This is a genomic window from Streptomyces sp. NPDC028910 (assembly GCF_055564955.1).
Genome location: NZ_JBVHVF010000001.1, coordinates 224,033 through 248,176 on the forward strand (window position 1 = coordinate 224,033; position 24,144 = coordinate 248,176).

The window sequence follows — 24,144 nt, forward strand, 5'->3', positions numbered from 1 at the left end:
GTGCGTCCGGCCGGCCGGCCAGCCGGCCGGCCGGATCAAACGGTCCGGGCGGGCTCGCGGTCGGCGCCGGTACCGGCGTCGGAGGCGGACTTCGCGTCGGCGTCGGAGCCTGCCGGGGCGACGGGCGTCCGGTGCGCGGTCGCGCGGTCGGCCTTCGGCTTGCTCCAGCGCCGCATCGCGGGGTTCTCCACCAGCGCGTGCAGGGCCCAGGCCGCGAGGAGGCTGAGTACGAGACCGCCGGCCAGCAGCAGGAGGCCGGTGGCGACGTCCCATCCCTGCGGGTGGCCGAGCTTGCCGCGCACCCAGATGAGCACGACCACGTGGACCAGGTAGAAGGCGTAGCTGACCTCGCCGAGCCACGTGGCGACGCGGCCGCGCAGGAGGGTGCGCCTGCCCTCGGTGTCCGCGACGGCGGCGGCGGGGACCAGGAGGGCCAGGGGGATGATCGTGGCGGCGTTCAGCTGGTAGACGTACGGGAGTTCGCTTGCCAGGGCGTAGCAGGCCAGGAAGAGCAGCGCGGCCGGTCCCAGGCCGACCCGGATCCAGCGGCCGTTCATGACGAGCTTGGCCAGCAGGATGCCGAGCAGGAAGTCCAGGGCGCGCACCGGCGGGAAGGCGTAGACGAACCAGAACTGGTACAGGCCGATCGGCTGGTCGTCGGGCATGGCCGGGTCGGCCGGCAGGACGAACTGCGCGAAGACGGCGGCCGCGAAGACGGCGGCGACGGTACCGCCGGCCCACCACCACAACCGCTCGACGCGGATCTTGTTCACCCAGCGCAGCAGCAGGGGGAAGGACAGGTAGAAGAGGGCTTCGCAGGCCAGCGACCAGCTCGGCGGATTGACGCTGAACAGCACGTCGTACCGGGGGAACCAGGACTGGATCAGGAGCAGGTTGGGGATTGCCTGGTGCCACTTGGTGGTCGTGGAGAGCAGCAGCAGCGCTGCCACGAAGGTGACGACGTGGTTGGGGTAGACCTTCGCCGCCCGGCGGCGCAGGTAGCGGCCGAACGTGTCCTTCTTGCGGGCGGACCAGGTGAGGACGAAACCGCTCAGGATGAAGAAGAAGGAGACGCCGACGTGTCCGGCGTTGATGAACAGGTCCCGGTAGAAGGACACGGCGTTCTGGTCCGAGAAGACGTTCACCCAGATGCCGTGGTGCAGGAAGACCATGACGGCGGCGATGAATCGTATGCCGGTCAGCGAGGGCAGCCGGGAACTGCTCCCCGTCGCAGGGGATTCCGCGGTTCTGGGCATGGTGGAGGGACCTCCGGGAGGGCAGGGGGCGTGGGGCGGTGACGCCATCCTAGGAAGAGTAATATGCTTGTGCAAGCATTTACGTCGTACGGAGTTCGTTCCGACCTGTCGAAAGGCACCACCATGCGCGCGCTGACCCTGCCCCAGTACGGCGACCCCGACCAGCTGACGGTCGCGGAGGTCCCCCGTCCGGCTCCGGGGGCCGGGCAGATCCTCGTCCGTACCGCGGCGACGGCCGTGAACCCCGTCGACCTGCTCGTCCGTTCGGGCGCGCTGGCCGACAGCCTGGCCCACCCCTTCCCGCTCATCCTCGGCTGGGACCTGTCCGGCACCGTCGAGGCCGTCGGCGAAGGGACGGACCGCTTCAGCCCCGGCGACCGGATCGTGGCCATGTCCGCCCAGTACGCGACCGGTGTGGGCACCCACGCCGAGTACGTCGCCCTGGACGCGGCTCTGGCCGCCCCCGCCCCCACGACCGTCGACCTGGTCCACGCCGCGGCGCTGCCCCTGGGCGGCCTCACGGCGTACCAGGCACTGGAGCGGGCGGCGCTGCGGGACGGCGAGACCCTCCTGGTCAGCGGCGCCGTCGGGGCCGTCGGCGGGTTCGCGATCCAGCTCGCCGCCTCCAGGGGCACGCGCGTGATCGCGCTCGCCCGGCCCCAGGACGCCGAACTCGCCCGCGAACTGGGAGCCGAGAGCGTCATCTCCTCGGCCGAGCCCGTCCCCTCCGGCATCGCCGACGTCCTGCTGGAGACGGCGGGCATCGCACCGCGCGTCATAGGCGCGGTGCGGGACGGCGGGCGCGCGGTCTCCGTCTACGCCCCCGAGCCGCCCAAGGAGGAGCGCGGGATCACCGTGTCCCAGACCTTCGTCGAGCAGGACGGCGACCAGCTCGCGATCCTCTCCGGCCTGGTGGACGAGGGCGTCCTCACGCTGCGCGTGGCCGCGGTGTCCGACTTCGCCGAGGGCCCCGAGGCGCACCGGCGGCTGGCCGCCGGCGGCACCCGCGGCAAGCTCCTGCTCACCCCCTAGCGCCGGTGCCTGTCAGGCCGGTGGGCTCCCACCGGCCTGACAGGCCCGGCCCGCACACGGCCCCGCGCACGCACGGACGCTCGGCCGGGAGGTCTTCCCGGCCGAGCGTCCGTGCGTGCGTGGGGCCGTGCGGCCGATGGGGTGCTCAGCGGCCCACGAAGACCGCCTTGCCGGGCCCCTGCTCGACGAAGGTGCGCATGCCCGCCAGCTGGTCCCGGGTACCGAACAGCCCCTCGAAGAGGGCGCGCTCCATCTCCAGACCGGAGCGCAGGTCCGTACCCGTACCGAGGTCCACCGCCTGCTTGACCGCCCGCAGGGCGAGCGCGGGTCCCCCCACGAACTGCGCGGCCCAGGCCCGCGCCGCCGTGAGCACCTCGTCCCGCGGGACGACCCGGTCGGCCAGCCCGATGGCGAGGGCCTGGGCCGCGGACAGGGGACGCCCGGTGAACATGATCTCCTTGGCCCTGGCCGTGCCGACCAGCCGGGAGAGCCTCTGGGTGCCGCCCGCGCCCGGGATCACCCCCAGCTTGATCTCGGGCAGCCCGATCTGCACTTCGGGGGCCAGGATCCGGTGGTCGGCCGTCAGGGCCAGCTCGCACCCGCCGCCGAGGGCGAAGCCGGTGACCGCGGCCACCACGGGCTTGGGGATGTCCGCCACCGCGGTGAACGCGCCCTGGAGGCGGCTCGCCCACAGCACCATGTCCACCGGCTCCAGGCCCGCCATCTCACGGATGTCCGCCCCGGCGGAGAAGCGGTCGGGGCCGCCGTAGAGGACCACCGCCGAGACGTCCGTACGCGCGGCGGCCTCCTCCGCGGCCTCGCGGAGCTCGGACTGCGCCTGGTGGTCCAGTGCGTTGACCGGGGGGCGGGCCAGCTCGATCGTGCCGATGCCGTCCTCGACGACGAGCCGGACGCGGGGTTCGGGCGACGCTGTCATGCCCACAGCAGACCTCCATTGACTTCGAGTACGTGGCCGTTGACGTAGGAGCTGTCCTCACTGGCCAGGAACACCGCGCCGAGTGCCGCCTCGTCCAGCGTTCCCGCCCTGCCCAGGGAAAAGCGGTGGTGGTAGGCCTCCCACACCTTCTGGTTGCGGGAGAGCTCGCGCCCCATCCCGTCCTCCAGCACGCCCGGAGCCAGGGAGTTGACCTGGATGCCCTTGCGGCCCAGTTCGATCGCGGAGACCTTGGTGAGGGTTTCGATGGCGGACTTGGTCGCGGAGTAGCCGGCCGCGCCGATCGCCACCCGGGTGGACATGCTCGACGAGACGGTGATGATGCGTCCCCCGCCGCCCTGGGCGATCATGCGCTTCGCAGCGCTCTGCAGGGTGTAGAAGGTGCCGTTGATGTTGGTGTCCACCATGGCCCGCCAGGCCTCGGGACTGATCCGGTCCACCTTGCCGTCGTGGTTGACCCCGGCGTTGGCCACCAGGACGTCGATGCGCCCGTACGCGGTGACGGCCGCGTCCATGAGCCCTTCGACGCTGCCGGGGTCCGCCACGTCCGTACGGTGGAACAGCACCCGGTCGGGCAGCTGACGGATCAGATGCTCGATGTCGTAGGGATTCCTCGCCGCGCAGACCACCGTGGCGCCCTCGTCGAGGTACCGCTCGGCTATGGCCCGTCCCAGCCCGCGGGTGCCGCCCGTGATGACGGCCACCTTGTCCTTGAGTCGCATGGTCGGATTCCTCTCAGTACCAGGTGAGGGCTGCCGCCCCCGCGGTCACGCCGCCGCCGACGGTCGCGAACAGCACCTTGTCGCCGCGCCGCAGCGGCCGCGTCCCGTGGGCGTCGGCGAGGGTGAAGGGAATGGAGGCCGCCCCGGTGTTGCCGAACCGGGGAGCCGTGAGCGGCACCTTGGCCATGTCGACGCCGAGCGCGGCGGCGACCGACTCGACCAGCCTGGTGTTGCCCTGGTGGATGAAGACCCGGTCGAGGTCGTCGACCGTCCACCCGGCGGTGCTCAGCACGTCGTCCACCACCTTGGGGATGATCTGCAGGGCGTACTCCTTGACCGACCGTCCCTCCATCCGGAAGTAGTGGCGCCCCGCCTCGCGCGCGGCCTCGTCCGCCACCTCGCGCGTCCCGCCCGCGGCGACCTCCACCAGGTGCGCGCCGTCGCCTTCGGCGTACAGCCGGGTGGCGTGGATGCCGAAGCCCTCGGGCACCTCCCCCAGCAGCACGGCCGCGGCGCCGTCGCCGAACAGCGAGACGGTGCGCCGGTCGGACCGGTCCATGATCGTGGAGTACATGTCGGCGGCGACGACGAGCGCGTTGCCGATCGAGGGGTCCGCGATCAGCATCGAGCGGGCCACGGTGAGCCCGTACACGAAGCCGGAGCAGACGGCGTTGAGGTCGAACGCCGGGGTTCCGTGCATGCGCAGCAGCTTCTGCATGCGCGCCGCGGTGGCCGGCTGCGGCTGGTCGGGGGTGGAGGTGGCGAGCACCGTCAGGCCCACCTGTTCGCGGTCGTACGGCGATTCCCCGAAGAGCCGTTCCACCGCGCGGGCGGCGAGTTCCGAGGTCGCGGTGCCCGGTTCCGCGTAGCGCCGGCTCAGGACGCCGGTCCGCTCGGCGATCCAGTCCTCGGGGATGCTGGCCCATTGGCTGATCTGGTCGTTGTCGATGACACGCGGCGGGGCGTACGCGCCCACGCCGACGATTCCGACGGGCATGGCTGACTGCCTTCTGTCTGGGGTGAGGTGGACGGCCCGGCGCGGTGAGGCCGGGCGCGGTGAGGGGCCGGGCTCGGTGGCGCGGTGCTACTGGGGGGCGCCGCTCCAGCCGGGCTCGGCGACGATGTCCAGCACCGCGCCCGTCCAGCTGAAGCCGCCGCCGACGCCGAGGAGCAGGACGCGCTTGCCGGGCGTCATCGCACCGGCCTCGGCGAGGTGGTTGAGGCCCGCGAACTGGTCACCGGGGCCGATGTGCCCGGTACGGCGGGAGAACTCCCACGCGGTGCGCTTCAAGTCGTGGACGCCGATGGGGGCCAGGCACTGGCGTACCGTCAGACCCGCGCCGAAGTGCGGGGCGACGATGTGGTCCATGTCGTCCATGGAACAGCCGGCCTCCTCCAGCGCCTGGTTGACGGCCTTGCGCAGTCCGTTCTCGACCCGGCGCCACACCTCGTCCTTGTCGAAGCCCTCCAGGAACTGCTGGTGGCGGCGGTTGAGGTCGATGGGGTGGTCGGCGTCGTGCTGGAAGGGACCGAACGGCTCGTGGCCGCGGTGCATCGCCTCGAGGTCGGGGTCGGTGTTGGTGGCCATCGACAGCACCCGGGCGAATCCGCCCTGCCGGGAGAGGGCCACCGCCGCGGCGCCGTCGCCGTAGAGGATGCGGTCGGTCCGCCAGCGGTCGAAGTAGGGATCCGTCCACAGGTCGCCCGCGGTGGACACGGCGACCTTGGCCTCCGGGTGGGCGTACAGGTAGGCCGCGGCCAGCTCCGCGGCGATGAGGCCGCCGTTCGATCCGGAGCGCACCTCGGCGGACAGGGCTCCTGCCCTGGCGATGCCCTTCTGGATGTAGGAGGCGGAGTTCCAGATGTCGATGCCGTTGTGGAAGACGACGGAGTACGTGACCGCGGCGACGTCCTCGGGGAGGTACCCGGAGCGTTCCAGCGCCTGGCGCCCGGCCCGTACGGCCATCTCCGGGATGCTGTCCTCGGGGGCCGCGACGGTGAGCGCGAGGTGGCCGCTGTGCTGGGCGGACTCCTCGTCGTACTGACCGGTCTCGATGGCCTCCTCGACGGAGACCTGCTTGGGCAGGAAGGCGCCCGTTCCGGCGATGTAGAGATCGTTCCAGCGCATGGGGGTGTCTGCTCCTTGGGTGGTTGTGGTGGGGCGCGACGGCGCGTGGCCGGCCGGCGGACGTGCGCGGTGCGCGTCAGCGCCAGGTGTGGTCGTGCGAGACGGCGCGGCGCGCCGCGGTCCCGCGTTCGTACGGGAGCCGGCCGTCCGGCATGCAGAGGATTTCCATCTGCACGCCGATGGGGGTGCTGAAGTAGACCCAGCGGTTGCCCGCGATGGGACCGGCCGCGATGGTCTCGGGGGCGCCCATCACGTGGACGCCGGGCTGCGCGGCCAGATGGCGCGCGGCCCCGTCCACGTCGTCGGTGTGAAAGGCGATGTGGTGCCCTCCGACGTCGCTGTTGCGGGGCGGGGTGGCCGAGCCCTCGGGGCCGGCCTGCCGCAGTTCGATCCGGTCCGTGGGTCCCAGGCGCAGCGTCACGCGGGGCTGCGCACCGGGCGGTAGCGGCCTGCGGGGCGGGAGCGGGGTGGCGCCGATGACCGAGAGGAAGAAGCCCACGGCGGCGTCGAGGTCGGCGACGGCCAGTGCCAGACGTTCGGCTCCGAGCACGGCGGTCGGTCCCTTGTCGTCGGCGGCCGCCGGTGCGAGGGGATCGAAGTCGCCGCAGAGCTGGAGTTCCTGGCCCCAGGGGGTACGGAAGCCCACGCGGCGCAGGGAGCGGCCGGGCCGCACGGTCGGCGTGGTCACGTCCGACTCGATGCTCAGCCCCGGATGCTCCCGCAGCCGCGCGACGGCCCGGGCGATGCCGTCGACCCGGAAGGAGAGCAGGCTCCACCCCGTGTCGCTGCGGCCGGGCGGGCGGGTGCGCTGGTCGGGGGCCGTGTACGCGAACAGCTCCACGTTGGTGGAAGGGCCGACGCGCACGAGCGCGACCCTGGCCGAGGCTCTCGGGTGGACGCCCAGCTTGCGGGCCATCCAGTCGCCCTCGGGGTCCTCGACGGGCCCTTCGACGTAGCAGAGTTCACCACCGAGGACGTCGGTGAAGAAGGTGACGGCCGCGGGCAGGTCCGGCACGGTGAACGCGAAGTGGTCCACGCGCCGGACCCCCGGTATGCCGGCCGGATCCGGTGGCCGCACGAGTTCTGCTGTCTGCATTCCCGCCCCCCAAGTGCTCGCCTCCCCCGTCCCGGGGTGGCCGAACGTAGTATTGATTGCATTCGAATGCAAATAATATGGCTCAGGCGCCGCTACACAAGGGGGCGCCAGTGTGACGTAACTTGCTGGCGCATGCATTGAACACGACGTACTCTTCCGGACAAGCACTCAACGAGGGAGACAGTCATGCAGTCAGGCCTTCAGTCGACCGAACGCACCGGCAGCGGCGGCCTGTTCACCGTCGGCAACCCGATCACCCACTGGTCCGTACGGGCCGTCAAGCAGGTCGATTACGAAGTCCGCCTGGAAGAAGGCCTGTTGGGTCTCGGCAACCGCGCGATCATCGAGGACGTCGCCGACGGCGAGCACGCCCGCCGTCTGGTCGTCGTGGACACCGTCGTCGAAGAGCTCTACGGCGCCCGCATCCGCGCGTACTTCGAGCACCACGGGGTCGAGTGCCGGTTGCTGGTGCTCGAGGACGGTGAACCGGCCAAGGACCTGCGCCAGGTGCAGGAGGTCGTCAAGAGCCTCGACGACTTCGGCATCGACCGCCGCCGCGAACCGGTGATCGCCATCGGCGGTGGCGTCCTCATGGACATCGTCGGGTTCGCCGCCAGCATCTACCGCCGCGCGACCCCCTGGATCCGCATCCCCACCACGCTCATAGGCCTGGTGGACGCGGGCGTCGGCGCCAAGACCGGCGTCAACAACGACGGCCACAAGAACCGCGTCGGCACCTACTTCCCCGCCGACCGCACCCTGCTCGACCGGACCTTCCTGGCCACCCTCGACGAGCGGCACATCAGCAACGGCCTCGCCGAAATCCTCAAGATTGCCCTGATCAAGGACGAGCGGCTCTTCGGCCTCCTGGAGGAACACGGCGCACGCCTCCTCGCCGAACGGCTCCAGAGCCCGCCGGACGGCGCCGCGGACGCGGCCGTCGAGGTGGTCGAGCGCGCCATCCACGGCATGCTCGAAGAGCTCCAGCCCAACCTGTGGGAGAAGGTGCTGGAGCGCGTGGTCGACTACGGGCATTCCTTCAGCCCGGTCATCGAGATGCACGCCCTGCCCGAGCTGCTGCACGGTGAGGCGGTCGCCATCGACATGGCGCTCACCACCGTGATCGCCGAGCAGCGCGGTCTGGTGACCTCCGAGGAGCGCCGCCGCGTCCTATCCGTGATGACCGCTCTCGGGCTGCCCTCCTGGCACGAACTGTGCACGCCCAAGCTGCTCGTACCGGCACTGCGGGACACCGTCCGGCACCGTGACGGACAGCAGCGGCTGCCCCTCCCCCAGGGCATCGGATCCGCCGTCTTCGTCAACGACCTCACGGAGGACGAGCTGGAGAGCGCCTCGCGGCTGCTGGCTGACCTGCACTGGGGGGACGCCCGGTGACCGGTCGCAGCGCCCCTCCCGTGCCCTGGACGGCCGTGGGCACCACCCGCCACAAGGCATCGGTCTACGGGGTCCACGGTGCGCAGGGCAAGACGTACTGGAAGGCCTTCGCCACGCGCCGTCAGCTCCGCTCGGAGAGCGAGGCCGTGGAATGGGCCTCGCTCCCCGTCGGCGCGGTCAGCGGCGAGCACCGGCACACCCGTACGGAGGAGATCTACCTCGTCCTGTCCGGATCCGGTGACCTCCTGCTCAACGGCCGGGAACATCCCGTACGCGCCGGCTCGCTCGCGCTGACGAGCGTCGGGAACGTCCACGGCCTGCACAACACCGGTGACACGCCGCTCGACTGGTGGGTCATCGAAACCCTCGCGCCGGCCACCACCGCCGTGCTGGCCGGCGCCCAGCCACCCCCGGGAGCAGACATGACGAAGGCCGTGGTCCACGACCTGTTCGAGGAGAAGACGGTCGACACCGCGGGAGTCTTCAGCGGCCCGCTCAAGCGCGTCGAACTGGTGGAAATCCCGCCGGGCGGGACGCGGGTGCTCGGTCGCGACGACGCCGAGCTCGCTCTCTTCGTCCACGAGGGCGAGGGCGTGGTGTCGGCCGAGGACGTCACCGAGGTGGTGCGCCTGGCCGCCGGCACCTGTCTGCTGCTGTCCGCCGGATCCCGTACGGAGTTCACCGCCGGGACCTCGCTCCGGCTGGCAGTGGTGACCCTCGCCGTGGCCCGTGAAGGCGGCTCCGAGTGATCGTGTCGACCGCGACGGGCGACGTGGCCGTCGTCGCCGGCCCCGTGCGGGCGAAGTGGCAGAGCCTGATCCGCCGCGGAATGCTCTACAGCGAGTGCGAGGGCGTGGAGTACTGGGACCTGCCGGCCGGGGCCGTGCTGCCGGTCCGCGCCCACGACGGCACGGAGGAGGCCGTCCTCGTCCTGAGCGGCGGCATCGCCCTCCACGACGGGCAGTCCCCGCCGACGCCGGCGGGGCCCGGCCAGCTCCTGCTGCTCCCCCACGGCACAGAGGGCGAACTGCGCGCGTACGGCGGGGACTCCACCCTCGTGGTGGTCCGCGCCCTGCCCGGTCCGCTCGCCCGCCGACTGCCGCCCCGGCTGCCGGAACTACCCGCCGCGGAACGCTGACAGCACCGCTCCGCACCGGCCGGGGGCCCTGCGGCCGGACCGGCGAAGCAGCGAAGGAGAAGGAACCCGATGGTCCACATCATCGCCGAGCCGCGCGCGGACGCGCTCGAACGGGCACGCCCCGACGAACCCGGCCGCGGATCACCCGCCGGCAGCCGCACACCCACCAGGAAGGCGGTGAACGCCGTCGCCGCACGGTTCACCGCCCAGGGCATGTCGCTCTGGCTGGACGGCTCCGGCCGCACCGGACGCGACACCGGTGCCCTGCGCGAGCTGATCGCGCAGGGCCACGTCACGGGCATCGCCGCGCCCTGGTCGTGCTCGGCCCCGCCCGCGCCGACGCCCCCGGGGCAGGGCTCCGTGTCCGGAGGACCGCCGCACGGACGGGCGAACGGACGGGCGGACGGACTCAGTGCCGAGGAAGTCCTCTGGGACCGCACGGTCGAGGCCGTCAGGCAGCTGTGCGACGCCCTGCTGGAGGTGCACGCGAGGACCGGGGGGCGCGAGGGACTGGTGTCGGTCGACCTCGACCCGCGCAACGCGTGGGACGCGGGTGCGACGCTGGCCGAGGCCCGCGCGCTGTGGCGGGCCGTGGACCGGCCGAACCTGGCGGTCGGGATTCCCGCCACGGCACAGAACCTTCCCGTCGTCGCCACCTGCCTCGCCGAGTCGATGAACGTCAACGCGACGCTGATCTTCTCGGTGGAGCGGTTCCACAGGGTGAACGAGTGCTTCCTCGACGGCCTCGAACGGGCCCGGGACCGCGGGGCGCCCTTGTCGTCCCTCAGCGCCGTGGCCTCCTTCTCGGTCAGTCCGCTGGACACCGAGGTGGATCGCGCCCTGGCCCGGGCCGGAACCGCCGAGGCCCGGGCGCTGACCGGGACCGCCGCCATCGCCAACGCCCGTCTCGCCTACGAGAAGCACCAGCAGGTGCTCGCCACCCCGCGGTGGGCCGCGCTGGCCGCCGCCGGCGCCCTGGCCCCCCGCCCCGTCTGGGTGTCGACGACGGTGCGCCACCCCGGCCTGCGGGACACCCGGTACGTGGAGGACCTGGTGGCGCCGGGAGCCGTGCACGCCCTGTCGGAGGACACGCTGAGCGCCGTCGCGGACCGGGGGCAGATACTGGGCGACAGCGTCCAGCGGCACTACGGCGACGCCCGGCGCGTGCTCTCGTACCTCCCCTGGTTCGGCATCTCGCCCCGGACAGTGGTGGCTTCGCTGGAAGCGGCGCGGCTGCGCGCGGCCATCGCCGCCCGGGAGGCACTGCTGGCGGCGGTCACGGCCGACATGGCGGCCCACCGGGGCGGCTAGTGCTGTGACCGGGAAGGCGGCTCCCGTCCCGGGGGCGGGCTCGCGGGCTTAGCCGGATTCCAGCCGGGTAGGCGCGGCAGGGCAAAGGTGGATCAGCAGGGACGAGTGAGGTGAGGGGCGGTAACGGTGAAGCTGGATTTCCTGGAGCCTGTCACGGCTCAGAAGGGGCCGTGGGCCACCGTGTACGCCACCACCGGGCCGCCCGATCAGTCCGCGGCGACGCGGAGGGAGCTGGCCTGGCGGGAACTGTGTCGTTCCCTTGAGGAGCAGGGGGCGGACGGGGCCACGGTGGACGCGGTGCGCGGGGCCCTGGACCGTTCGGCCCCCGATGCCGAGCCCCGCGCCATCGCCCTCTTCGCCGCCGGGGGCCGCGTCGCGCTCGAATGCCGCCGGCTCCCGGACGACGGTCAGTACGAGACGCCCGCCGACGTGTCTCGTGCACTCGAGGATTTCGCGGCGTGAGCCCCGGTACGCCCGGTACAGCCGGTACAGAGGAGGTGCACCGATGGCATCGACGGTCTCAGAAGAGCTGTGGAACGAGTTCCACACCGTGGTCAACATGACCTCGCGCGAACTGCAGGACTGGCTGCGCACCGAAGCGGCGGAGGAGAGCACCGAGGAGCCGCCGCCGCACGCGGGTGACCCCATGGGCCGACAGGTGGTCGCCATCCTGGCCAAGCGGCCGGGCGACCTCACCGAGGCGGACGCCGAGGTGATGCGGAAGGTCATCGACACCGTCCGGGCCCAGCACCCGCCCGAGTCGGACCCCGCGGCGGGGGACGCGCAGTGGCGACACGCCTTGATGAACATCGGACACGACCCGCTCAAACCGACCTAGTGCTGTGGCCGGAAAGGTTTGCCGGGTCGCGGCGTCCGGTGCATGGGGTCTCCCCAGGCCCGAAGGGCCGAGGGGAAGGATCGCAAGGCGGAGGATCGCGGCTCGTACTGGACGTACTTGCGCGGTCCGACAACGCCGCGAGGTGCCGTGCCGGGGGCCGTGACCCGGTGAACCTTTCCGGCCACAGCACTAGCAGCGGCGGACCAGCGGACCAGGCCCTGCGCCCTGGCCGGTGGCCAGGGCGCAGGGTCGTCCACAGGTCAGTCGCCACTGGTCAGTCGTCCACACGAGCCCGCTGGTGGGGAAACCCGCCGGGCGTGACGATGGATGTCATGGACGAAACGCTGAAGGATTTCCTGGACGCGCTCTCGCCCCAAAGCCGGGCGCGCGTGGAACGGGAGGCGGTCAGCCGGCAGCGGGAGCTGTCCGCCCAATGGCGAGAACGACTTGAACGGGAGGCGGACGCGGGGGCGCGGGCGGCGGGGTCTTCCGGCCCCGACTTCCTCGTACCCGGCATGTCGCGGGCCGCTCATGAGGCGGAGTACGTGGTCAGTACGGCATTGGAGCGGCTGGGCGAGACCTGAGCCGAAGCCCTCGCGGGCGGCGGTTCTGAGCGCTCACGGGAGGGTGGCGTTCTCCAGAGCGACGGCGAGGTCGACCGCATCCCGGACGGGGGCCGAGCTCGCGCAGCCGGTGGGCGGCGCCCAGCCCGGTGGGCCCCGCCCCGATCACGACCAGCCGCGGCGCGTCGCTCAACTCCGGCTCCTGCGCTCGGCCGTGTGGCGGGCCCCCTCGGCGGCGCAGCGCCGCAGCAGGGCGCACAGGGCGTCGGCATGCGTGTCGAAGGCGAAGGAGCGCCGGTGGTCGGCGACCGCCGCGGCAGCTCTTCGTCGTAGCGGAGTCCCGGAGCCGGGCAGCCAGGTCGTTCCCCGATGTGGCACGGCTGCCACCGGTTTCACCCGTCCGCCGGCGGCGTGTCATCGTGGCCGTATGGCGACAGCAGTGGATCTGGCCGTGCTCGTCGGGCTCCAGGCGTCCGGGAAGTCGACCTTCTACGAGCAGCGTCTGGCCGGCCGGTACGAGCTGGTGAGCAAGGACCTGTTCCCGCGGGGCGCCCGCAACAAGCAGCGGCGGCAGATGCGGCTGGTGGAGGAGCACCTGGCCGCCGGGCGGCCGGTGGCGTTGGACAACACCAACCCGTCACCGCGGGAGTGGGGCCCGCTGGTGGAACTGGCCCACGCCCACGGTGCCACCGTGACGGCGTACTGGTTCCCGCCGGACGTGGCCGGCTCGCTGCGGCGCAACGCCGCCCGCGAGGGCCAGGGCCGCGTCCCGGACGTCGGCGTCCTGGCCACGCTGAAGCAGCTGCGCAAGCCCTCGCCGGCGGACGGTTTCGACGTGGTGCGCGAGGTGCGGTTCGACGGCCGCGGCGGTTTCGAGGTACGGACCGAGCCGCCGCGTATGAGCGGGCCGCATATCACCGGGCCGCCGGGGTACGCGCAGACCATGAGGAAGCCTGACAGAAAGCGTGAATCCGACATCCGTGAGGCCGAGGAGGAGCGCGCCGAGGCCCAGCCGTTCAGCTATCCCTACCCCGAGCGGCGCTCGAACGTCCGCGCGGTCCGGCACATCACCCGCGAGCAGGCGGACGCCGAGAGCGTCCCAGGCGTCCCGGGCGGCTACGGGACCAGCGGCGGCGGCCAGCCGAGCCGTACCAGCAGCGACGCCGACGTGGCCGAGCACTGATCATGCGCGCGGGCTGTCGTCCGGGGGTCCGGTGAGCGGGTAGGGGCGTGCCGCGCCGTGGACCCGGAGGGTGACCTCGTCGCCGATGGCGGGCGGGGCGGCGGTCGGGTCGAAGATCCGGGCGGCCACGGCGGTTCCGTCGGCCAGGCGCAGGCCGAGCACCGCGTCGTGGCCGTAGAAGTCGCGCCGTACGACGGTCGCGGCGACCGCGTCCGGGGCCCCGGGCGGGGCCAGGGTGATCTGCTCGGGTCGCAGGAGCACCCGCCACGGGCCGCGCGCCGGGGCGGCTCCTTCGGCGGGCGTGACCGGGAGGGCACCGAGCGGGGTGCGGGCCCGGTCGCCGTCCCAGACGGCAGGCAGCCAGACCGCGTCGCCGACGAAGGAGGCCACCCATGGGTCGGCCGGTGCCCGGTAGAGGAGTTCGGGCGGTCCGCTCTGGACGATCCGTCCGTCCCGCATGATCGCGACCTCGTCGGCCATGGACAGGGCCTCCGCCTGGTCGTGGGTGACCAGGACGGCGGTGGCGCCGTCGGCACGCAGGGCCCGCCAGACGTCCTGGCGCAGCTCGGCCCGCAGGGCGGCGTCGAGTGCGTTGAAGGGCTCGTCGAGGAGTACGACCGGCGGACGGGGCGCGAGCGCGCGGGCGACCGCCACCCGCTGCTGCTGGCCACCCGAGAGGTGGTGCGGCATGCGGTCCTGGAATCCGGCGAGGCCCACCAGGTCGAGTACGGCGTCCGCCCGGCCGTCCCGGCGGGCCGCCCGGTCCAGTCCGTAGGCGACGTTGCCGAGGACGGACAGGTGCGGGAAGAGCGCTCCTTCCTGCGGGACCACCGCGATGCGTCGGCGCTCGGGCGCCATCGCGGCGCCGGGGGCGGCGACTCGGCGGCCGTCGACGCGGATCTCACCGTCGTCCAGGGACTCGAACCCCGCGATGCAGCGCAGCAGGGTGGTCTTGCCCGAGCCGGAGGGGCCGAGGACGGCCATCAGCGCGCCGGCCCGGACGGTGAGGTTCACGCCGGCCAGAGCCTGGATGCGGCCGTAGGCCTTGCGGACGCCGGTGATGCGCAGCTCCGCCATGTCAGCCGCCTCCCCGGGTGAGCACTCCGGTGCGCGCCGACAGCCACCAGGTGGGCACGGCGGCGATGAGCACCAGCAGCGCGGCGTAGGGCGCGGCGGCGGCGTAGGCGGCGATCGAGGTGTGCGTCCACAGGCCGGTGGCGAGGGTGTCCAGTCCGGTCGGGCGCAGCAGCAGGGTGGCGGGCAGCTCCTTCATGCAGGTGAGGAAGACGAGCGCGGCCCCGGCGCCGATGCCGGGTGCGGCCAGGGGCACCGTCACCGTGCGCAGTACGTGGGCCCGCCCGCGTCCGAGCGAGCGTGCGACCTCCTCCAGGCCGGGTGGCGCCTGGGTGGCGGCGGCGCCCACGGCCGCGACCGCGAGGGGCAGGAAGAGCGCCGCGTACGCCAGGGCGAGCAGCCATACGGTCTGGTAGAGCGGGCGGGCCACGTTGATGCCGAAGAACACCAGGGAAAGGCCGATGACCAGGCCGGGCAGCGCGTGCGAGAGGTAGGCCAGGCGGTCCAGGGCGACGGCGAGCGGGCTCGGTACGCGGGCGGCGAGCAGCCCCACCGGCAGGGCGAGCAGCATGGTCAGGCTCGTGCCGAGCAGGGCCACTCCCAGTGAGTTGCGCGCCGCGAGGGCCAGTTCGGCGAGGGAGCCGGGCCGCGAGACGCCCTCGACGGACCACCGGAGCAGGCTGGCCGCGGGCACGCCGAGGGCCGCCGCGATCACACCGGTGAGGCCGAGTACGGCCGGCCGGCGCAGCGGGCCCAGGCGCAGCCGGGCCGGCGGGCGGGGCGCGCCCCCGCCGAGGCGGGCGTAGCGGGCCCCGCGCCGCCGGGTGAGCTGCTCGGCCAGGAGCAGGACCGCGGTGAGGGCGACGAGGAACGTGGCGAGCACGAGCGCGCCGGTGCGGTCGAAGCCGAGGTTGATCGCGGTGAAGACGGCCCGGGTGAGGACATCGGCGCGGACGATGGAGACGGCGCCGAAGTCGGAGAGGACGTACAGCGCGACGAGCAGCGCGCCCGCGCCCACCGCCGGGCGTACCTGGCGCAGTGTCACGCCGACCGCCGTGCGCCACGGGCCGCGCCCCAGCGAGCGCGACACCTCCTCCTGCGCCGGGTCGACGCCGGTCAACGCGGCCGCGACGGGCAGGTAGACGTAGGGGTACGAGACCAGCGTGAGGACGAGTGCCGCGGCCCAGAACCCCTCGAAGTCCCTGGCGGTGGACACCCAGGCGAAGGCGGCCACGTAACTGGGGACGGCGAGCGGCAGCGCCGCGAGCACCCCGAACAGCCGCCGCGCCGGTACGTCGGTACGCGTGACCAGGAAGGCCGCGGCCACACCGAGCAGGGTGCACGCCACGGTGACGACCGCCGCCAGTGCCACGCTCCGCGCAGCCAGTGCCGCGGTGCGCGCCGTGAACAGCTCGCCGGCGATCCGGCCCCAGCCTGCCTCGCCGACCCGCACGCCCAGGTACGCCAAGGGGACGAGCGCGACGCCCACCGCGAGCGTCGCCGCGGCCGCCAGCGTCGGGCGCGGCACCAGCCGCCGCACCCGGCGTCGGGCGAGGGCCGACGACGACACGCTCAGACCAGCCCCGATTCCTTGATCATTTCGACCGTGGTCCCCAGATCGGCCAGTTCGCCCAGGTCGATGTCCGGCGCGTTCAGCGAGGACAGCCGGGGCAGGCCGGGCGCGCTGTCGACGCCGGCCGCCAGCGGGTACTCGTACGTCTCCTCGGCGAAGTAGGTCTGCGCCTCGCGGCCCAGCAGGTAGCCGACGAAGGCCCGCACGTCCGGATCCCCCGCGGACCGGTCGAGCACGCCCACGCCGGAGACGTTGACGAGGGAGCCGATGTCTCCGTTCGGGAAGAAGTGGTTCTTCGCCTTCAGGGCGTCGACCGTGGTGCCCTTCTCCTTGGCCAGCTCGTAGACGTAGTAGTGGTTGACCAGTCCGGTGGCGAGCCTGCCGGCGTCGACGTCGGCGACGATGGGCGCGTTGCCCTCCCTGATCTGCGCGTCGTTGGCCTTCAGTCCGGCGAGGAACCGCTCGGTCTTCTCCTCGCCGTGCTCCACGCGCATCGCGGTGACGAACGCCTGGAACGAGCCGTTGGTCGGCGCGACGCCGACCTTGCCCTTCCACCGGGGCTCGGTCAGCTCGAAGACGGATTTCGGCAGGCCGGCCGCGGGCACCTGGTCGGTGTTGTGGACCAGGACGCGCGAGCGCCCGGTGACGCCCGTCCACTCGCCGTTCTTCGCCCGGTACTCCGCCGGCACCTTCTCCAGCACCTCGGCCGGCAGCGGGGCGAACAGCCCCTTGGCCGCGACGGCCCCCAGGGCCCCGGCGTCCTGGGCGAGGAAGACGTCCGCCGGGCTGCGCCCCGCCTCCTCCAGCAGTTGGGCCGCCATCTGGGCGGTGTCGCCGTACCGGACCTCGACGGTGACCCCGGTGGCCTTCCGGAAGTCCTCCAGCACCGGCTTGACCAGCGATTCGCTCCGGCCGCTGTAGACGGTGATCCTCTGGTCGGAGGCCGCGGTCGGGCCGGCTTCCGCCTGGTCGCCCTCTGCCGAACCGCACGCCGTGACTCCCAGGGCCAGCAGGCCGCCGAAGGTCGCCGCAAGGACGCGCCGCATTCCGGGGGTACGCACGATCCCACTCCTCCGCTGCCGACCGACCGGCTACAGATCAGGCATATCGCCCATATTAGGGCAGCCTAACCTTAGGCGCAGAGGATGGTGGGATGCGCGCGGCGCGCCGGTGAATCCGCGACCCTCGGGGCTCTCAGGCGATGTCGGTGCGGCGGCCGCCCATCGGGATGACGAGGGGGGTGCCGGCGACCGGGCATTCGATGACCGTTGCCCGCAGCCCGAAGACCTCGTGGACCAGGTCCGGTGTGACGATCTCGGAGGGCGGACCGGCGGCGATCACCCGGCCGTCGCGCATGGCGACGAGGTGTCCGGCGTAGCGGCAGGCGAGATTGAGCTCGTGCAGGACCATCACCACGGTGCGGCCCTCGGTGCCGTTCAGGTCCGCGACGAGTTCGAGGACGTCGACCTGGTGGGCGAGGTCGAGATAGGTCGTCGGTTCGTCCAGCAGCAGGACCGGCGTGTGCTGGGCCAGGGCCATCGCGATCCACACGCGCTGGCGCTGGCCGCCCGACAGCTCGTCGATGGAGCGGGTCGCCAGCTCCGCCGAACCCGTCGCCGCCAGGGCGGCGTCCACCGCCGCCTCGTCGGAGGAGGACCACTGGCGCCACCACCGCTGGTGCGGGGTACGGCCGCGGGCCACCAGGTCGCGTACGGAGATGCCGTCCGGCGCGCTCGGGGTCTGCGGCAGCAGGGCGAGCCGCAGCGCGAACTCCCGCGCGGACAGGCCCGCGATGTCCTCGCCGTCCAGGTGGACCGCGCCACCCAGCGGCTTCAGCAGCCGGGCCAGCGCCCGCAACGCGGTGGACTTGCCACAGGCGTTGGGGCCGACGAGCGCGGTCACCTTCCCTGCCGGGATGTCGAGGTCGAGGTCCTCTGAGACGATGCGGTCGCCGTAGCCCAGGCGCAGCCCGGAGGTGCGGAGCGCGGTGGGCGAGATGCCGGTGGGCTGGGTCTCGGTCAGCGGGGCGGTCATGTCAGCCTCCCTTTCCGGCCCGGTTGGTACGGGCGAGGAGTAGCAGTAGGTACGGAGCGCCCACGACGCCGGTGAGCACACCGACGGGCAGTTCGGTCGGCGCGAGGACGAGCCGCCCGGCCAGGTCGGCGAGGATGAGCAGTACCGCTCCGGTCAGCGCGCTGGCGATCAGCGGGATGCCGGCGGTGCCGGTGAGCCGCCGCGCGATCTGCGGGGCACCCAGGGCGATGAAGGCGATCGGCCCGGCCGCCGACGTCCCGAGCGCGGTGAGGCACGCGGCGAGGACCAGCAGTGCGATCCGCGCGTGCTTCAACGGGATGCCGAGGCTCCGGGCGGTGTCGTCGTCGTACTGGAGCAGTTGGTACGGGCGGGCCAGCGCCAGGGTCAGCGGGAGAAACACCGCCAGCGCCAGCCCGATCCACTGGACGTGTTCGTAGCCGCGCCCGTTGAGGCTGCCGGTCAGCCACACCATGGCGCGGGAGGCCTGGTCGATGTCGGCGCGGGCCAGCATCCAGCGGGTCAGCGCCATCAGGGCCCCGTTCGCGGCGAGGCCGACGAGGACGAAGCGGTAGCCGGTGATGGTGCCGTCCCGGTACGCCAGCAGGTAGATGGCGCCCGAGGTCAGCAGGGCGCCGGCGAGGGCCCCGAAGGGGACGGCCGCGAAGGTGCCCGCGCCCGCCGCGGTGACCCCGCCGATGAGGATGGCGCCCACGGCGCCGGCCCCGGCGCCGGCCGCGATGCCGATCAGGTCCGGGCTGGCGAGCGGGTTGCGGGTGACGGCCTGGAAAACGGCGCCGGCCAGCCCGAACGCGGCCCCCACCAGCAGTGCGGTCAGGGCGCGGGGCAGCCGGAGCTGGTGGACGATCAGGTCGGCGGCGCCGGAGCCCGTGCCGAGTACGGCGCCCAGCACATCGCCCACCGGGATCGCGAACGTGCCCAGCGAGACGGAGGCGATCAGGCCCGCGAACCCGGTCACGACGAGGGCGAGCACCAGGAGCGCGACCCGGAGCCGCACGGCCACGCCGACGGGTCCGGCCTCGATCCTCAGCCGCCGTACGGTCTTCGGACGGATCGTCGTGCTCGTCGTGTTCGTCGTGCTCGTCGTGCTCGTCGTGCTCATCGGGTGTGCTCCTTGAGCTTGCCGCGCTTGACCAGCAGCGCGAGGAACGGCGCGCCGAGCAGCGCGGTCACCACGCCCGCCTCCAGCTCGCCGGGCCGGGCCACCATGCGGCCCACCACGTCGGCGGCGAGCATCAGCGAGGCCCCACCCAGCGCCGAACAGGGCACCAGCCAGCGGGCGTCGGGCCCGGTGAAGGCCCGTACGACGTGCGGCACGACGAGGCCGACGAACGTCACCGGACCGGCCGCGGCGACGGCCGCGCCGGTCAGCAGGACCACCGCCAGCGCGCCCAGGGCGCGGGTGGACTTGACCGGGGTGCCGAGCGAGCTGGCGACGTCGTCCCCGAGGGCGAGGGCGTTGAGCCGGCTGCTCAGGCCGAGGGCGAGGGCGAGTCCGACGACGAGGAACGGGAGCAGTTCCATGCCCAGTTGCGCGTCACGGCCGGCCAGCGAGCCGACCGCCCAGAAGCGGTACTGGTCCAGGGTGCGGACGTCGAGCAGGACCAGGGTGTTGGTGCCCGCGTCGAGCAGTACGGTCACGGCCGCGCCGGCCAGGGCGAGTTTGGCGGGGGTGGCGCCGCCGTAGCCGCTGCCGCCGACGGCGTAGGCGATGAGGCCGGCCAGCGCCCCGCCGAGGAAGGCGAACCAGATGTACTGGTACGAACTCGTCAGCCCGAGCATGCCGATGCTCGCGGCGACCGCGAACGAGCCACCGGCGCTGATGCCGATGAGGCCGGGGTCGCCGAGCGGGTTGCGGGTGATGTCCTGGGCCACCGCACCGGCGGCGCCCAGCGCGAGGCCGACCAGCAGTCCCAGGAAGGTGCGGGGCATGCGCAGTTCGCGGACCACGACGGCGTCGCCGGCGTCACTGCCCGATATCGCGGCCAGGACGTCGGAGAGCGGTACGGCCTTGGTGCCGATCGCCAGGGACGCGCAGACCATGGCGGCCACGAGGGCGATGAGCGCGGTGAGCACGAACGTCCGGGAGAGAACGCGTCGGGGCGGCGGGACAGCGGGGGCGGAGACCGCGGCGGCGTCGGCGGTGACGGGCTTAAGAGACACCCACACAAGGTAAGGGATGCCTAACCGAATCTTTCGCGCACCCCCCGCCTGGATTTGGCCGAGAAGAGCCGCTAGTCTTCACCACGCATTTACTCAGGCAAGCCTTACCTAATAACACGTGTTCCCTCTGGAGAACTGAGAACCGATGAACACCTTTGCTCAGCGTCGCCGGCCGGGCCGGATCGCCGCTGCCGTTCTCACGGCAGCCATGGCCCTTTCGCTGGCCGCCTGCGGTGGCAGCAGCGACGACAAGAAGCCGGCCGCCGAGTCGTCGAAGTCGGCCGCTGCCGAGTCGGCCGGCTTCCCGCGCACCGTCACCCACGACAAGGGCCAGACCGAGATCAAGGCCAAGCCCAAGCGCGTGGTGGCGCTGGACAACAGCCTGGTCGAGGCCGTCATCGCGCTCGACACGCCGCTGGTCGGCGGTATCGGATCGTACCGTGACCAGAAGGGCTTCCCGGCCTACCTCGGTGACGCCGTGAAGGAGACCAAGGACGTCGGCCCGCTCGACAACCCCAACCTCGAGGCGATCGCGGCCCTCAAGCCCGACCTCATCGTCTCGGCGACGGTCCGTCACGCTGACTTCTACGACCGGCTGAGCCAGATCGCGCCGACCGTGTTCGTCAAGACCACCGGCCCGATCTGGAAGGAGAACATCACCTTCCTCGGCCAGGCGCTGGGGCAGGAGGAGAAGGCCGCGGCCAAGCTGACGGCGTACCAGACCCGTGCCAAGAAGATCGGTGACGCGATCAACGCCAAGGGCGGCGGCGCCAACGGCAAGCCCACCTTCTCGATCGTCCGCTTCCTCGACGGTCCGACGCGCATCATGCTGCCCAAGACCTTCAGCGGCATCATCCTGACCGACATGGGCCTGACGCGGCCGGAGAACCAGCGCGACGAGGTGAAGTTCAACATCGAGATCAGCGAGGAGCAGATCCAGCAGGCCGACGCGGACCACATCTTCGTGACCACTTTCTCGGGCGGTGAGGAGCGCAAGAAGAAGTTCCTCGCCAACCCGCTGTGGCAGCGCCTGAACGCCGTCCAGAAGAACCAGGTCCACGAGGTCGAGGACTCCATGTGGATGACCTCGGTCTCCCTCCAGGGCGCGGACGCGGTCCTCGACGACATGGCGAAGATCTTCCAGGTGGACCCCGCCAAGTAGGCGGCGCCACCTGCTCCAAGGGCCGGCCCCGGCCGCGTACTTCGCTACGCGGCCGGGGCCGGCCCTTTGTGTGTGCGGGGGGCTCGCTCGCGGCTCGCTCAGCCCTCGTCCTCGATCCGGCGCAGCCGCTCCGCGTCACAGGTCCGGGGGCACGTCGTACAGGCCCGGGCCGCGTCCAGCGTGTAGTACATGCAGCAGCCGAGCCGGGTGCGGGTCGGGTGCAACTGCCCGGCGCGGTCCGCGAGGCGCCTGAAGTCGGCGCCGCCGGGGAAGGGCGCGATGGCGGTCGGGAGCACATCGGTCGCCTCGCGTACGGCCCGGTCCTCCTGTCCGAGGACGCGGCCGAGGTACCAGATCCCGGAGACGAGGTCGTCGGCGACCATGCCCCACAGGGCCCGGTCCCGGCGCCGGACCCGCGGCCCGATGGCGGCCAGCAGCGGCCGTACGTGATCGGCGACGGCCGCGCGCAGCTCGGCCCGCAGCGCCTCCTCGTCGGCCACCACCCGGGCCCCCGGCAGGCGGGCCGCCGCGTCGCCGGGCAGGCAGGCGAATCCGGCCACCGGAACGATCTCGAACGTGCCCGTCGAGAGGTCCACGCGCACCTCGCGCGGGCGGATGCGCGGTACGCGCCGCTCCAGGTACCAGGCGCCGCTCATCAGCAGGCTGACGGACCAGAGGTAGTCGTGCAGCGCGCGCGAGGCGGCCACGTCGGGGCGCGGCTCGTGCCCGTGCCCCGCCCGGATGCGGGCGGCCTCGGCGGCGACGAAGGCGTCCAAGGCCCCCTGGCCCGCGGTCGATCCCGCCGGTTCCGTCGGTTCCGTCGGTTCCCACAGTTCCGCGAGTTCCGAGAGCTCCGAGAGCTCCACGGGTTCCGAGAGTCCTGCGAGTTCCGCGCCGTTGACCCACCGTCCGGGCCGGGTGGCAGCGGTGGCCACCCGGACGTCCAGCGCCTCGCAGACGGCCGCGAGGCGACCGTAGGTCCGGGCGAGTACGGCGGCGCCATCCACGTCCGGACGTTCGGGCGAGGCGATGCGCGGGACCGTGGTCATCGGCTCTCGATCATGTGCAGCACGGAAACTCCGGTTACGGGAGAGTAGGTAAGCCTTACCTTAACCCAATGGCTTAGGATCACGACATCAAGCCACGCCTCGCACCTGGACCCCGAGTTGAGACTAAGGGTTGGCTAACCTAAGCTGACCTTCGCCGGCGGATACGCATTCCGTCGGCTCTGAGGCGTGCCGGAAAACAGTCATCCGCCCACCCTCCACTGCTCAGTTTTCGGAAGGGGCTCAAGCCCATGCGGTTGTACCTGCTCGCACTCAACCCCACGGATTCGGTCACCGAGGGGTTCCTCCCCGCCGCAGCCCGGCTCGGCCTCGAGGTCACCGTCCTCACCGACCAGCCCGACGCGCACCGCCGGTCGGTCGCGCCGGACGTCGAGGTCCTGGAGTGCGACGTACGCGACTTCCGCGCGGTCATCACCCGGATATCCACCCACCACGCGCCCGACGCGGTGTTCACCAACAGCGATCACCTCCAGACCCAGGCGGCCCTGGCGGCCGACTACTTCGGCCTCCCGGCCAAGGACTGGCGGACGGCGCTGCGCGTCAAGGACAAGGCGGAGATGCGCCGCCACCTCGCCGCGAGCGGACTCGACGCGGTGTGGTCGACGGAGCTGCCCGCCGGTCAGGACCCGGCCGGCCTCACCGCCCTGGACGTGCCGTACCCGTGCGTGGTCAAGCCCCGGGAAGGCGTGGCCAGCGAGGACGTGGTGCTGGTCGAGGGGCCCGAGGAACTCGTCCTGCGCTGCAAGGAGATCCAGACCCGTCGGCCGCAGGCGGCCCTGGTGGTCGAGGAGTACCTGACCGGCGAGCTCTACACCCTGGAGACGCTCGGCGACGGACACGTCCGCCACGTACTGAGCGGCTTCCACACCCGGCTGTCCGCACCGCCGTACTTCATCGAGGAGCAGTTGGTCTACCTCCCCCAGCACCCCGAAGAGGTGGTGGAGCAGGTCCTCGCCCAGCTCGACGCGCTCGGCGTCGGATTCGGCGTCTGCCACACCGAATTCGTCGTGCACGACGGCCGCGCCCGCATCATCGAGGTCAACTACCGGGCCATCGGCGACCAGATGGACCTGCTCCTGACACGGCTGCTGGACATCCCGCTCTTCGAGCACGTCCTGCGCACCCACCTGGGGCAGCCGCTGCCCGCCGACCTGGGCGCGCGCACGGACGGCGCCGCCGTCGTCGACTACCCCTGCGCCCAGGGCGCCGGCACGCTCACGGCCGCGCCCGAGGCCGCCGACCTCACCGTGGACGGCGTGGAGCTGACGTACCGACCGCTGCGCGCGGTGGGGGAGCGGCACGAGCTGTACCACACCAACCGCGACTACGTCGGAGTGCTGCGCGCGGTCGGCCAGGACCAGAAGACCGTCGAGCGGGTCGCCGCCGACTACCTCGCGGCCCAGCGCTGGGAGATAACCCCGTGACCACGACCGCCT

Annotated in this window: 25 protein-coding genes; 11 read left to right on the plus strand and 14 right to left on the minus strand. The window is 72.5% G+C overall.

Translation table 11 applies throughout. The features are described 5' to 3' along the window. Nucleotides 1–35: 35 nt before the first annotated feature. Nucleotides 36–1,256, minus strand: coding sequence for an acyltransferase family protein (locus ACZ4TV_RS00970; protein ID WP_468129315.1), 1,221 nt, complete (start codon nucleotides 1,254–1,256; stop codon nucleotides 36–38). A gap of 123 nt (nucleotides 1,257–1,379) precedes the next feature. Between ACZ4TV_RS00970 and ACZ4TV_RS00975 the strand changes: the two genes are divergently transcribed. Continuing rightward, nucleotides 1,380–2,288, plus strand: coding sequence for an NADP-dependent oxidoreductase (locus tag ACZ4TV_RS00975; RefSeq protein ID WP_468129317.1), 909 nt, complete (start codon nucleotides 1,380–1,382; stop codon nucleotides 2,286–2,288). A gap of 145 nt (nucleotides 2,289–2,433) precedes the next feature. Here the strand turns inward: ACZ4TV_RS00975 and ACZ4TV_RS00980 are convergent, their stop codons facing one another. The 5 genes from ACZ4TV_RS00980 to ACZ4TV_RS01000 form a co-directional block, all read right to left on the minus strand. Next, nucleotides 2,434–3,225 carry an enoyl-CoA hydratase/isomerase family protein gene (locus ACZ4TV_RS00980; RefSeq protein WP_468129319.1) on the minus strand — a complete coding sequence of 264 codons (792 nt, stop codon included), beginning with the start codon at nucleotides 3,223–3,225 and terminating at the stop codon, nucleotides 2,434–2,436. Further along, a complete protein-coding gene (locus ACZ4TV_RS00985; RefSeq protein WP_468129321.1) occupies nucleotides 3,222–3,965 on the minus strand; it encodes an SDR family NAD(P)-dependent oxidoreductase in 744 nt (247 codons plus the stop codon). The genes ACZ4TV_RS00980 and ACZ4TV_RS00985 overlap by 4 nt, the downstream gene beginning before the upstream one ends. Before the next feature lie 13 nt (nucleotides 3,966–3,978). Further along, on the minus strand, nucleotides 3,979–4,962 hold the full coding sequence (locus ACZ4TV_RS00990) for a 3-oxoacyl-ACP synthase III family protein (protein WP_468129323.1): 984 nt from the start codon (nucleotides 4,960–4,962) through the stop codon (nucleotides 3,979–3,981). Between the two features lie 87 nt (nucleotides 4,963–5,049). Continuing rightward, the gene (locus tag ACZ4TV_RS00995; RefSeq protein WP_468129325.1) at nucleotides 5,050–6,093 is read right to left on the minus strand and encodes a ketoacyl-ACP synthase III family protein; all 1,044 of its coding nucleotides are present in this window, start codon (nucleotides 6,091–6,093) and stop codon (nucleotides 5,050–5,052) included. Between the two features lie 76 nt (nucleotides 6,094–6,169). Beyond that, nucleotides 6,170–7,189, minus strand: coding sequence for a VOC family protein (locus ACZ4TV_RS01000; protein WP_468129327.1), 1,020 nt, complete (start codon nucleotides 7,187–7,189; stop codon nucleotides 6,170–6,172). Nucleotides 7,190–7,375: 186 nt separating this feature from the next. Between ACZ4TV_RS01000 and ACZ4TV_RS01005 the strand changes: the two genes are divergently transcribed. The 7 genes from ACZ4TV_RS01005 (at nucleotide 7,376) to ACZ4TV_RS01035 (ending at nucleotide 12,455) form a co-directional block, all read left to right on the plus strand. Beyond that, entirely contained in the window at nucleotides 7,376–8,584 is a 1,209-nt protein-coding gene (locus ACZ4TV_RS01005; RefSeq protein ID WP_468129329.1) for a sedoheptulose 7-phosphate cyclase, read from the plus strand. Beyond that, nucleotides 8,581–9,333, plus strand: a complete 753-nt coding sequence (locus ACZ4TV_RS01010; RefSeq protein WP_468129331.1) for a cupin domain-containing protein — start codon at nucleotides 8,581–8,583, stop codon at nucleotides 9,331–9,333. The genes ACZ4TV_RS01005 and ACZ4TV_RS01010 overlap by 4 nt, the downstream gene beginning before the upstream one ends. Further along, nucleotides 9,330–9,722 (plus strand): cupin domain-containing protein, encoded by a 393-nt coding sequence (locus ACZ4TV_RS01015; protein ID WP_468129332.1) that lies wholly within the window; start codon nucleotides 9,330–9,332, stop codon nucleotides 9,720–9,722. Before ACZ4TV_RS01010 ends, ACZ4TV_RS01015 begins: the two co-directional genes overlap by 4 nt. Before the next feature lie 69 nt (nucleotides 9,723–9,791). Then, nucleotides 9,792–11,033, plus strand: coding sequence for a transaldolase family protein (locus ACZ4TV_RS01020; protein ID WP_468129334.1), 1,242 nt, complete (start codon nucleotides 9,792–9,794; stop codon nucleotides 11,031–11,033). Between the two features lie 126 nt (nucleotides 11,034–11,159). Next, nucleotides 11,160–11,495: a hypothetical protein gene (locus ACZ4TV_RS01025; protein ID WP_468129336.1), complete on the plus strand. Its 336-nt coding sequence runs from the start codon at nucleotides 11,160–11,162 to the stop codon at nucleotides 11,493–11,495. Between the two features lie 43 nt (nucleotides 11,496–11,538). Continuing rightward, nucleotides 11,539–11,871, plus strand: a complete 333-nt coding sequence (locus tag ACZ4TV_RS01030; RefSeq protein ID WP_468129338.1) for a DUF3140 domain-containing protein — start codon at nucleotides 11,539–11,541, stop codon at nucleotides 11,869–11,871. Nucleotides 11,872–12,203: 332 nt separating this feature from the next. Further along, nucleotides 12,204–12,455 carry a hypothetical protein gene (locus ACZ4TV_RS01035; RefSeq protein ID WP_468129340.1) on the plus strand — a complete coding sequence of 84 codons (252 nt, stop codon included), beginning with the start codon at nucleotides 12,204–12,206 and terminating at the stop codon, nucleotides 12,453–12,455. Between the two features lie 168 nt (nucleotides 12,456–12,623). Here the strand turns inward: ACZ4TV_RS01035 and ACZ4TV_RS01040 are convergent, their stop codons facing one another. Beyond that, entirely contained in the window at nucleotides 12,624–12,812 is a 189-nt protein-coding gene (locus tag ACZ4TV_RS01040) for a hypothetical protein (RefSeq protein WP_468129342.1), read from the minus strand. Nucleotides 12,813–12,861: 49 nt separating this feature from the next. Between ACZ4TV_RS01040 and ACZ4TV_RS01045 the strand changes: the two genes are divergently transcribed. Then, nucleotides 12,862–13,617 (plus strand): AAA family ATPase, encoded by a 756-nt coding sequence (locus tag ACZ4TV_RS01045; protein ID WP_468129344.1) that lies wholly within the window; start codon nucleotides 12,862–12,864, stop codon nucleotides 13,615–13,617. Here the strand turns inward: ACZ4TV_RS01045 and ACZ4TV_RS01050 are convergent, their stop codons facing one another. The 6 genes from ACZ4TV_RS01050 to ACZ4TV_RS01075 form a co-directional block, all read right to left on the minus strand. Then, nucleotides 13,618–14,694 (minus strand): ABC transporter ATP-binding protein, encoded by a 1,077-nt coding sequence (locus ACZ4TV_RS01050; protein WP_468129345.1) that lies wholly within the window; start codon nucleotides 14,692–14,694, stop codon nucleotides 13,618–13,620. It lies immediately after the preceding gene. A 1-nt stretch (nucleotide 14,695) separates the two neighbouring features. Further along, entirely contained in the window at nucleotides 14,696–16,261 is a 1,566-nt protein-coding gene (locus tag ACZ4TV_RS01055) for an ABC transporter permease (protein ID WP_468129346.1), read from the minus strand. A gap of 2 nt (nucleotides 16,262–16,263) precedes the next feature. Continuing rightward, on the minus strand, nucleotides 16,264–17,325 hold the full coding sequence (locus ACZ4TV_RS01060; RefSeq protein ID WP_468129348.1) for an iron ABC transporter substrate-binding protein: 1,062 nt from the start codon (nucleotides 17,323–17,325) through the stop codon (nucleotides 16,264–16,266). Between the two features lie 133 nt (nucleotides 17,326–17,458). After that, nucleotides 17,459–18,298, minus strand: coding sequence for an ABC transporter ATP-binding protein (locus ACZ4TV_RS01065; protein ID WP_468129350.1), 840 nt, complete (start codon nucleotides 18,296–18,298; stop codon nucleotides 17,459–17,461). Nucleotide 18,299: 1 nt separating this feature from the next. Beyond that, nucleotides 18,300–19,418, minus strand: coding sequence for a FecCD family ABC transporter permease (locus tag ACZ4TV_RS01070; protein ID WP_468129352.1), 1,119 nt, complete (start codon nucleotides 19,416–19,418; stop codon nucleotides 18,300–18,302). Beyond that, nucleotides 19,415–20,485, minus strand: coding sequence for a FecCD family ABC transporter permease (locus ACZ4TV_RS01075; protein ID WP_468129354.1), 1,071 nt, complete (start codon nucleotides 20,483–20,485; stop codon nucleotides 19,415–19,417). The genes ACZ4TV_RS01070 and ACZ4TV_RS01075 overlap by 4 nt, the downstream gene beginning before the upstream one ends. A 139-nt stretch (nucleotides 20,486–20,624) precedes the next feature. Here ACZ4TV_RS01075 and ACZ4TV_RS01080 point away from each other — a divergent pair, with 139 nt between their 5' ends. Beyond that, complete coding sequence (locus tag ACZ4TV_RS01080; RefSeq protein WP_468129356.1) at nucleotides 20,625–21,641, plus strand: ABC transporter substrate-binding protein; 1,017 nt, start codon at nucleotides 20,625–20,627, stop codon at nucleotides 21,639–21,641. A 98-nt stretch (nucleotides 21,642–21,739) separates the two neighbouring features. On the opposite strand, the gene ACZ4TV_RS01085 is transcribed toward ACZ4TV_RS01080, so the two are convergent. Beyond that, nucleotides 21,740–22,690, minus strand: coding sequence for a (2Fe-2S)-binding protein (locus tag ACZ4TV_RS01085; protein WP_468129358.1), 951 nt, complete (start codon nucleotides 22,688–22,690; stop codon nucleotides 21,740–21,742). A gap of 248 nt (nucleotides 22,691–22,938) precedes the next feature. Here ACZ4TV_RS01085 and ACZ4TV_RS01090 point away from each other — a divergent pair, with 248 nt between their 5' ends. After that, nucleotides 22,939–24,132, plus strand: coding sequence for an ATP-grasp domain-containing protein (locus ACZ4TV_RS01090; protein WP_468129360.1), 1,194 nt, complete (start codon nucleotides 22,939–22,941; stop codon nucleotides 24,130–24,132). Nucleotides 24,133–24,144: the final 12 nt, after the last annotated feature.